A 3,135-nucleotide genomic window follows, 5' to 3' on the forward strand; every position below is an offset into this window, starting at 1 on the left:
GGTCTCGGCGGCGTCCATCAGGCGCTTGCCGAGGCCGAGCCCGCGCGCGGAGGGTGCGACCCAGAGGCGCTTGATCTCGGCGAAGCCGTAGTCCGTTCCCTTCAGCCCGACGCAGCCGAGCGGCAAGCCATCCGACATCGCGACGATAAAGGTTCCGCGCGGGCGGACCATGTCCTTGGCATCGGGATCGCGCGACAGCTTGACGTCAAAGCCCTGTTTGAAGCGGCGGGCGAGCTCGCCATAATATTCGCCGAGGCAGTAGCGCGCCTCAGACGCGCGCGGGCTCATTTCGGTGAGCTCGGTCCTGACGTCGCCGAGCGCAGACGCGATCATGTCCATCGCGGCCAGCAGCGCCTCGCGCTTGGCATGGCGGGCGAGCAGGGCGTCGGCCTGCGCATTGGAGATCGCTTCATACGCCCTGAACTCGCCGGCGCCCGCGCGCGTCAGCTTTGCGACGCGGCGACGGGCGTCGTCGGGATGCGCGGATGTTTCGATCATGCCTTCGTCTTCGAGGCTGCGCAGCAGGCGGCTCATCAAGCCGGAATCGAGGCCGAGATAGTCGCGGATCTCGGCCACATCGGAACGCCCATGGCCGATGGCGTTAAGGACGCGCGCCGCACCGAGCGGCCGGCCGCGGCCGAGGAACGAATGATCGAGCGCACCGACTGCTGAAGTGACGGCACGGTTGAAGCGGCGGACGCGGGCGATGGCATCGAGCATTTATCTGACTTTAGTCAGATAATATCCGTTGTCAATCGTGAGCGGGTGGTGCGGCGTTCCGGCCTCGACGTGACAAGCGAAATGTCCGAGACAGGATTTTCTGCCCGCAATGCCCGCCGTTGGAGTTCCCCCTGGAAATGCCGTCCGTCGATCGTCCGGCCACAAGGCTCGCGACGCGTCTGTCGTTTCTCGTCGCCGGCTTCGGCATGGCCTGCTGGGCGCCGCTGGTGCCCTTCGCCAAGGAGCGGCTGGCGGTCGACGACGGTGTGCTCGGCCTCTTGCTGCTCTGCCTCGGCATCGGCTCCGTCGCGGCGATGCTGCTGACGGGCGTGTTGAGCGCGCGCTATGGCAGCAAGCCGATCATCGTCGCGGGCGGGCTGGGTCTTGCCGCCATGCTGCCGTTCCTCACCATCGCAAGCACGCCGGTCACGCTCGCCGTGACACTGCTTGCTTTCGGCGCCGCCCTCGGCTCGATCGACGTCGCCATGAACATCCATGCGGTCGAGGTCGAGCGCGCGGCGCCGCGGCCGCTGATGTCGGGCTTCCATGCGCATTTCAGCATCGGCGGATTCATCGGCTCGGCCGCGATGACCGCGCTGCTGTCGCTGCACGTCGACGCGCTCGCCAGCAGTCTGATCTGCGCCGCGCTGATGGTGATTGCGATGCTGATCGCCTGGCCGCGCCTGCTGCGCGCCGCGCAGGCGCACGAGGGGCCGCTGTTCGTGCTGCCGCACGGCATCGTGCTGCTGCTCGCTGCTCTCGCGGCCATCACTTTCCTTGTCGAAGGCGCCTTGCTCGACTGGGGTGCGCTGTTCATCGTCGGCGCGGGACTCGTGAAGGACGCGCAAGGCGGCATCGGCTACATGCTGTTCTCGATTGCGATGACAGTCGGCCGCCTCGGCGGTGACGCCTTCACAGCGCGCGTCGGCGATCACGCGACGCTGGTTTGGGGCAGCTTGCTCGCGATCGCAGGGTTCGTGCTTCTGCTGCTGGCGCCGGTCGCAATCCTCGCCATGGCCGGCTTCGTCCTGATCGGCCTCGGTGCCTCGAACCTGGTGCCGGTGCTGTTCCGCCGCGCCGGCGCGCAAACCGTGATGCCCACCGGCCTTGCGGTCGCCTCGATCACGACAGCCGGTTATGCCGGCGTTCTGCTGGGCCCCGCCGGCATCGGCTTCGTTGCCAAGATTGCGGGACTCACCTCTGCATTCGCCATGCTCGCCGTTCTCATGGCCGCGGTCACGCTGTCCGCACGAACAGTCACGAGGAAAGCCTGATGGCGTTACTTGGCGAGCGTCAGCAGCGGTTTGCTCTTGTCGACGAAATAGGTCGCAAGCTCGCTCGCCGTGACGCTGCCGGGATTGCGTGCCGCATGCACAGTTCCGGCCGGGATGAACAGCACGTCGCCGGCTTTCAGCGTCACCGGCGGCTTGCCGGCCACCGTGTATTCGAGCGCGCCTTCGAGCACATAGATGATCTCTTCGCCGGGATGGGAGTGATTGGGAAAGGCGACGCCCGGTTCGAGCGCGACGCGGACCTGGATCGCCTCGCGCCCGGGTACGCTGAGGTCGTGCCGTTGCAAGTCGGTTCGCGTGACGCCGCTCGGCTGCGCGAACGCCAGTTGGGGCGTCAAAGCGCTGCCGGCGATGAGTGCGGCGATTGCGATGGTGCGGATCGTCTTGGTCAGAATGCTGCTCATGTTAGCCTCCTTGTGGGGCGAGAGATGAATCTGCGTCGGGGCGGGCCCGCCTGTCGGCAGGCCCTGCAATCCCGTTCACGCGAGGGTCGTGGTCACGTCGATGTTGCCGTGGACCGCCTTGGAGTAGGGGCAGATGCCGTGCGCGGCTTCGATCAGCGCCTGCGCGACCTCACGGTCCACACCGGGAACGGTCACGTTGAGGCGGGCTCGCAGGAAAAAGGCGCCTGCCGAATTGTTGAGATCGATCTCGGTATCGACAGAAGGCGGGGACGCAAGCTTCACCTTCTTCTGCTGCGCGGCGAGCTGGATCGCGCCGAGATAGCAGGCCGACCAGGCGGCAGCGAAGAGCTGCTCGGCGGCCGGATGCGGCTCGGGCAGCTTGATGTCGACGAAGCCGTCGCTGGAGCGGGCGGCACCGTTCGGTCCTGACGTGACGTGGGTCTTGCCGGTGTAGAGAACCTTGGCGGTCGTGGTCATGGCGAACTCCTCTGGTTGGTCATTTATATCGCATCCGATCTAATCGGATACGTTTCGAAGTAGACCTCCCACCCAATCAAGTCAAGCTCTTCCGATTTAATCGGATACGATATATATAGAGTCCGTGTTCACAAGATCCGGAGGTTCCCGTGACCCGTTCACCGCAGGCCAAGGAGAAGGCCAAAGAACACCCCAAAGGCCGAAAACTGTCCAATTTCCTGTGCTTTGCGGTCTATTCGGCC

General features: G+C 65.5%; 4 protein-coding genes. 1 reads left to right on the forward strand and 3 read right to left on the reverse strand.

Features of this window, described 5'->3' with window-relative positions:
- On the reverse strand, window positions 1-720 hold a 720-nt coding region (locus C2U70_RS30055), incomplete at its 3' end, for a bifunctional helix-turn-helix transcriptional regulator/GNAT family N-acetyltransferase (protein ID WP_140982254.1).
- Between the two features lie 137 nt (window positions 721-857).
- Here C2U70_RS30055 and C2U70_RS30060 point away from each other — a divergent pair.
- Window positions 858-1,994, forward strand: a complete 1,137-nt coding sequence (locus C2U70_RS30060) for an MFS transporter (protein WP_140982255.1) — start codon at window positions 858-860, stop codon at window positions 1,992-1,994.
- Window positions 1,995-1,999: 5 nt separating this feature from the next.
- Here the strand turns inward: C2U70_RS30060 and C2U70_RS30065 are convergent, their stop codons facing one another.
- Entirely contained in the window at window positions 2,000-2,416 is a 417-nt protein-coding gene (locus C2U70_RS30065; protein WP_140982256.1) for a cupin domain-containing protein, read from the reverse strand.
- Between the two features lie 75 nt (window positions 2,417-2,491).
- A complete protein-coding gene (locus C2U70_RS30070; RefSeq protein WP_140982257.1) occupies window positions 2,492-2,893 on the reverse strand; it encodes an Ohr family peroxiredoxin in 402 nt (133 codons plus the stop codon).
- Window positions 2,894-3,135 lie beyond the last annotated feature (242 nt).

Source organism: Bradyrhizobium guangdongense (assembly GCF_006483445.1).
GTDB lineage: Bacteria > Pseudomonadota > Alphaproteobacteria > Rhizobiales > Xanthobacteraceae > Bradyrhizobium > Bradyrhizobium guangdongense_A.